At 45.0% G+C, this 6,324-nt stretch carries 5 protein-coding genes; all 5 read left to right on the top strand.

Going from position 1 to position 6,324, the window contains the following annotated elements; genetic code table 11:
• Positions 1-396: 396 nt before the first annotated feature.
• On the top strand, positions 397-2,079 hold the full coding sequence (locus QUB52_RS17265) for a potassium channel family protein (protein WP_332974978.1): 1,683 nt from the start codon (positions 397-399) through the stop codon (positions 2,077-2,079).
• A 4-nt stretch (positions 2,080-2,083) separates the two neighbouring features.
• Positions 2,084-2,236 (top strand): hypothetical protein, encoded by a 153-nt coding sequence (locus QUB52_RS17260; protein WP_332974979.1) that lies wholly within the window; start codon positions 2,084-2,086, stop codon positions 2,234-2,236.
• Between the two features lie 181 nt (positions 2,237-2,417).
• Positions 2,418-4,211, top strand: coding sequence for an N-acetylmuramoyl-L-alanine amidase (locus tag QUB52_RS17255; RefSeq protein ID WP_265237294.1), 1,794 nt, complete (start codon positions 2,418-2,420; stop codon positions 4,209-4,211).
• Between the two features lie 87 nt (positions 4,212-4,298).
• Positions 4,299-4,694: an SH3 domain-containing protein gene (locus QUB52_RS17250; RefSeq protein WP_332974980.1), complete on the top strand. Its 396-nt coding sequence runs from the start codon at positions 4,299-4,301 to the stop codon at positions 4,692-4,694.
• Positions 4,695-5,146: 452 nt separating this feature from the next.
• On the top strand, positions 5,147-6,175 hold the full coding sequence (cobW, locus tag QUB52_RS17245) for a cobalamin biosynthesis protein CobW (protein WP_265237297.1): 1,029 nt from the start codon (positions 5,147-5,149) through the stop codon (positions 6,173-6,175).
• The last annotated feature ends 149 nt before the right edge of the window (positions 6,176-6,324 follow it).

The raw sequence follows: 6,324 nt of genomic DNA, 5'->3' as shown, positions 1-6,324 counted from the left end.
TATGGAATTATTTGATCATACCAAATCTGGCTTTAATATCCCCTTTTTTCTTCAGTCGGCGGCGGCAGATATTGAAAAGATGACTGTGTGGTTTTTTGAGTTGATTTAATGTAGGGAGTCGTAATTATCAGGACACGGCAGTGCCGTTTCCCTACCTGTTAGGATTCTGCTGGCTGTTTTTGATTAAATTAGGTTAATTGCACCTCATAAGCTGTAGGGACAGGGTATTGCCGTGTCCTTGTTTCAAAACTGCCGCGTTCTTGTTGCAAAACTTCGAGAGTGCATCACAAACATCCTAGATAGTGTTTTTAGCTACATTCTGCAAAGCCGTCACCGTCAACAATGGTAGGTAAAACTACAGCGGACAGCTTTGCCATCGGCTGGCAAATATTTTTTATGAAACCTCGAATCATTGTTTGCGGCTTGGGCCACACGGGACACAAGATTTTTTGTTTGTTAAGACAGCAAGGGGCGATTGTGGTTGGTATTAGCGATCGCCCAATTCGCAGCGAAACTTCTGAGGTGGTTGTCGGCAATTTGCAAGCAGCTTCTACCTTGTTGGCGGCTGGCATTCAAAAAGCCCACACTTTAGTAATTGCAGGTAATGACGATGCTGTGAATTTGGCAGTTTTGATGCAGGCGAGGATTCTCAATCCTCAAATTCGGATCATTAACAGATTGTTCAATACTAGCTTGGGCGACAGAATTGATCACACTTTGCCCGATCACACTTCCATGAGCGTTTCAGCTTTGGCGGCTCCGGTTTTTGCTTTTGCTGCTCTCGGAAATCGGGCGATCGGACAGTTGAGTTTGTTCGATCGCACTTGGCCGATTCACGAAGAGTATATCGATGAAGATCATCCCTGGCTCGATCGACAACTCAGCGATTTGTGGAACGATCGATCGCGAATGTTGATTTATTACCTCCCGGCTGCTAACAAAACTGATTTAGTATCGGCGGTGCTGGCGGGCCAGCAGTGTCAAAAGGGCGATCGGCTAATTGTAGCAACTGAGCCGACTCTCCGCAGCCCCCAAAAAACTTTAATTCAAAAATTCTTTAAAACCCTAACTAGCCTGCGCCGATTTCAGCAGCACAGCCAAGCGGTAATTGTGGTACTGACTCTGCTGGCTATGATTGGAATAGCTACTTCTACTTATATTTGTGTTGATGAAAATATCTCGATTGTCGATTCTCTATATTTTTCGGTAGGGATGATTACTGGGGCCGGAGGCTATGAAAAAGTTGCGGAACAAGCTCCACAAAATATTAAATTATTTACGGTGATGATGATGTTAGTTGGAGCGGGCATCATCGGCATCTGCTACGCCCTGCTCAACGATTATGTATTGGGAACTCGCTTTAGCGAATATTGGGATATAGCGCGAGTTCCGCAGCGCCATCATTACATTATTTGCGGACTCGGAGGACTCGGCATCCAAATTGCTAAAGAACTGCACAATAACGGTTATGATATTGTGGTAATCGAGCAAGATCCGAACAGCCGCTTTCTGAACACAGCTCGCTCAATGCAAATTCCAGTAATTCAAGGAAGTGCCAGTTTGTCTGCAACTTTGGAAGCTGCTAACGTTAAGCAAGCTGCTGCACTTTTGGCAGTTACTAGCAGCGATATGTCTAATCTAGAAATTGCCTTAACTGCTAAAGGATTAGCACCGAAACTATCGGTGATTGTCCGCAATCAAGACTCGCATTTTGCTCTGATGGTGCAGCAGGTTTTTGAGTTTGAAGGAGTTTTAAACCCGACGGAGTTAGCGGCTCCTGCTTTTGCGGCGGCGGCGATTGGAGGCAGAATTTTGGGCAACGGAATGACTGCTGAAAGTCTGTGGGTTTCCTTGGCCACATTGATTACACCAAAACATCCTTTCTGTGGCCACCGCATTCAAGATGCTGCTAAATCAGCAGATTTTGTGCCTCTTTATGTGGAAACTAATTGTCAAACTATTCACGGCTGGGATTTGTTCAATTGTTGTCTGAGTTCGGGGGATGTTTTGTATTTGACGATGCCGGCGAATCGCTTGGATCAACTGTGGAGAACGACTTCGGAATTAATTAAAACTTAATCGTTTGACGCAAGAATTTATAGCAGAAGGAAGAAGGAAGAAGGAAGAAGGAAGAAGGAAGGAAGAAGGAAGAAGGAAGAAGGAAGAAGGAAGAAGGAAGGAAGAAGGAAGAAGGAAGAAGGAAGAAGCAATCGACAGCATGGGTTTGGGGTATTAAGAACGTCCTAAACGTCGGGCGGGGTTGTTATATGTCGCCGATCGCCCAATTGGAACTCTAAACGTGATAAACTGGAGCCTGTATAGTAAATAAGACTTACGGCGAATCCTCAGAAACCCGGTTTCTGAACGCAAGTTCTAGTATAAATAACCAACAGACTCTCAATTAGTTGCGATTTAGCATGAGAAAATTTTTAGGATTAGTCGTGTTTGGGATGATAATGGCGATCGCCTCTGTAGCTGTGGCCGCTCAACCTTTGTCCGTCGCCTATCCTCCCGCCAACCACAAAACAATAGCCGATCGCATTTTTCTCATCGGTACAGCCCCCCCAACCGGACAAGTATCGGTAAATGGTAGCCAAATTGCGCGCACCGCAGCCGGTCATTTCGCCCCGACTTTTCCCCTGCAATTAGGCGAAAACGTCTTTACCTTGCGTTACGACAATCAGCAAGTTCAAATTAAGGTGACGCGGGAGTCAAATCAACCAGAAGTCCCCGCCGGATTGGCTTTTGCTAAAAATTCCCTGACGCCGAAAGTCGATGTGGCGAGTTTACCGGGGGAATATATCTGCTTTGGGGCGATCGCTCCGGCGAATACTCAAGTCGCGGTAAAATTAGCCGATGTTACTATTCCTCTAAAAGCGCGATCGCAAGTCGAACTCCCCGACAACAAATCTGTACTGTTAGGTGAAAATTCCCCGATTGCAAAAACTGGCATCGAACAGTATCAAGGCTGTGCTAAAACTCCTGAAAACTCCGTCTCATCGCAGAAAAAAGTCGATTTAGGAGTGCCATTATTTGAACTAACAATGAACGATAAAACTATCAGCCAACCAGGTACTGGCAAGATTTCTATTCTCTCTCCGACTGACTTAGAAATAGCCGAAGTAACAGCCGATCCTGGCGTCGCCAGAACCGGGGCGAGCACCGATTTTTCTCGGATGACACCGCTGCCCAAGGGAACGCGAGCAACAGTTATCGGGCGCGAGGGAGAATGGATTCGCCTCGATTACGGCGCTTGGATTAAAGCATCGGAAGTGCGAATTGTCAAGGATGCCGTGCCTGTGCGATCGATTATTCGCAGCGCCAGATCGCGTCAAGTTTCCGGTTGGACAGAGGTCTTATTTCCCTTAGAAATACCAGTCCCAGTCACCGTACAAGAAGGAGAACGGACTTTCACTTTAACACTGTATAATACCACCGCTCAAACTGACATTATTCGCCTAGACGATGACCCAGTAATTTCACGTTTAGCGTGGCAACAAATCTCGCCGTTGCAAGTACAATATACTTTCAATCTCAAATCTGCCCAGCAGTGGGGTTATAAGTTGAGATACGATGGCACAACTTTAGTGTTGTCTTTAAAACACCCGCCGGGAAATCCAAGCAGCGCGGTGCCGAATACGCCAGAAAAATCGTTGTCAGGAATCAAGATTCTCATCGATGCGGGACACGGCGGCCCGGAGGATTCGGGTGGTGTGGGCCCCACCGGCTATCGCGAGAAAACAGTGGCTTTAATTGTGTCGAAATTGGTGCGAGAGGAATTGGTAAATCGGGGCGCGAATGTGGTAATGACACGGGTGGAAGATGTCGATTTGGATTTGCCGCCGAGGGTGGAAATGATTCAAAAAGAAGAACCTGCGATCGCAATTTCGATCCACTACAATGCCTTGCCCGATAACGGCGATGCGATTAATACTAAAGGTGTCGGCGCATTCTGGTTTCACCCGCAAGCCCACAGTTTGGGAATGTTTTTGCACAATTATTTAGTTGCCAAGTTGAACCGTCCGAGCTATGGTGTATTCTGGAACAATCTAGCCATGACTCGTCCTGCCGTCACTCCATCTGTTTTAATGGAATTGGGATTTATGATCAATCCCGAAGAGTTTGAATGGATTGTGAATCCGACAGAACAGAAAAAGTTAGCTTCTGCCATTGCCCAAGGCATTACTGAATGGTTTGCCTCCGTCAAATAACAGTTCGATCGTTCGGACTTCAGTCCTTCCCAAAAAGTTAGTTAGCAATCAGCACTTCAGTCCTTCCAATCCCAGGAGATTAAATCAATGCTAAGTTTTACTCAATCAAAAGCCTTTTTCATTGCAGCCGTCTTTGCAAGTTTAAGTTTTTCACTTTACAGTTTTCCAGTTTTCGGTAAAGAGCAAAGTCTTTCCCCCCAAAAAGTAGAAGCTTTAAAAAAGCAAACTCAATGCTCTTTTATTACAGGTGAAGGCGGCACTGTTAACATTCGCAAAGGCCCCGGCAATAACTACCCAGTTGTAGCGAAACTCAAAAGAGGAGACGGAGTTCGGGCTGTCAGCAGACAAGGTAATTGGGTGAAAATTGCGGCCAAAACTTCTGGAACGGTTCCTAATGAAACTTTTACAATCCTTGACGGTTGGGTGAATAATCAATTTATTAATGGCTGTTCCGAAGATCAATTTGACAGGTGGCGGAAATAGGGAATTTAAAGCTCTATAATGATAGTGGTAGCTGGTTTTAGAGTATTAGTGTCAAGTCAAGACTAAAACCCTTGATAAATCTTGTTTGTAGCCGAAGCAAGATCCCCCTAGCTCCCTACAACCAGGCTACCCTGTACACACAATTTCTAAAAGCCTTGTTTAGCAAGACATAAGCCTCTAAATGCCAGGTTTTTAGATCGTCCAGGTTGTGATCAACTGTTTTGGCTTGTTGATAATAATTAATGGAAAATCAAGGATTTAAAAAATAAATTTCCATGACTTTCCGTCAGTTTAATTTCCAACTCGACTTGTGTGTACACCGTAGACTTCTTAAGGGGATACGAGGGGATATAGATTCTGGGAAAAGCGAAATTTATCAGAGGAGTTTAGTCTTAATTTGACACCAATACAATCCGTACTGTAACCTACATTTAAACCTAACAAAAAAAATAATGCACAAGATTCCTGTTACAGTGATTACTGGTTTTCTCGGTAGTGGCAAAACTACCTTAATTCGCCATTTATTGCAAAATAATCAAGGCCGCCGTATTGCTGTTCTAGTTAACGAATTTGGCGAAATTGGGATTGACGGAGAACTGCTGCGCGATTGCCAAGTTTGTGACGATGAAGAAAGTGTCAACAGCAATATTGTTGAACTCACAAATGGTTGTCTTTGCTGCACTGTTCAAGAGGAATTCTTGCCGACTATGCAGGAATTGTTGAAGCGCAAAGACCAAATTGATTGTATCTTAATTGAAACTTCTGGTTTGGCACTTCCTAAGCCTTTGATTCAAGCTTTTCGCTGGCCGGAAATTCGCACGGGCGCTACTGTTGACGGTGTGGTTGCTGTTGTTGATTGCGAAGCTATTGCTAGCGGTAATTTTGTCGGTGATATTGATGCTTTGATGGCGCAGCGGCAGGCTGATTCTAGTTTGGATCACGAAACTCCGATCGAGGAATTGTTTGAAGATCAATTGGCCTGTGCTGATATGGTACTGTTGACGAAGGTCGATCGCGTAAATGAAGAAACTCAACAGAAAGTTCAAACCTGGTTGCAGCAAGAATTGCGTCCGAGTGTGAAAATTGTTCCTTGCAAAGGTGGCGAAATTAACCCCGATGTGCTATTGGGATTTAATGCGGCGGTTGAGGATGATTTGGAGTCCCGCCCAAGTCACCACGACACGGAAGAGGAACATGAGCATGATGATGATATTAACTCGACTTTCTTTATTGCCGATCGCGCCTTTGAACCTGAAGCTTTAGTGAAAAAACTGCAATCGCTGATGCAGCAAGAGGAAATCTATCGGATTAAGGGATTTGTGGCGGTTCCTAACAAGCCGATGCGGATGGTGTTGCAAGGTGTGGGCGATCGTATAGAATATTTTTACGATCGCCCTTGGCAACCTTCCGAGCTCCGTCAAACCAAGCTGGTGCTGATCGGAAGAGAACTTGACTCTGCTAAAATACAGTCATTCTTGTAGTTGAATGCGGGTGATCGCTTTTTGTCATCAAGGGCGATCGATCTGCGATCATTCTACACTTTATACTATTTCTAACTTGATACTCCCCATGCCTAAAGGCGAGGGGATTCTTGAAGAGTCCAAATACGAACCTTCAAAGGCGAAATCAA

The organism is Microcoleus sp. A6-C6 (assembly GCF_036705955.1).
In the GTDB taxonomy this organism is placed as follows: Bacteria; Cyanobacteriota; Cyanobacteriia; order Cyanobacteriales; family Microcoleaceae; genus Microcoleus.
This window is presented reverse-complemented; position numbering and strand designations above follow the sequence as displayed.